This is a genomic window from Stenotrophomonas sp. GbtcB23 (assembly GCF_019091045.1).
GTDB lineage: Bacteria > Pseudomonadota > Gammaproteobacteria > Xanthomonadales > Xanthomonadaceae > Stenotrophomonas > Stenotrophomonas rhizophila_A.
In genome coordinates, this window is sequence record NZ_JAGXKC010000682.1 from 1 (window position 1) to 237 (window position 237).

Sequence of the window (237 nt, forward strand, 5' to 3'; positions counted from 1 at the left end):
GAGCATGGTCAAGATTTGCCGCGGCTGCCCGATCGAGGACGTTCGAGGTATCGGCATGGCGAATACGAGCCGATCCAGGAACATCTTCCGAGTGCGGACCTTGGACGCTGGCCCCGACAGGAACCGCCTTGCCTTTGCCAGTCGCCAACACGACGATCTTTCGGCACTCCAGAATCGTCCCGATCCCCATCGTAATTGCGTGTGAAGGCTGGATGGCTCCTGCGGGGAAATAGGCTG

General features: G+C 59.9%; 1 pseudogene. It reads right to left on the reverse strand.

Annotation, left to right across the window (positions count from 1 at the left end):
- A pseudogene (locus tag KVS69_RS20555) lies at positions 1 to 237 on the reverse strand (hypothetical protein); the annotation flags it as partial.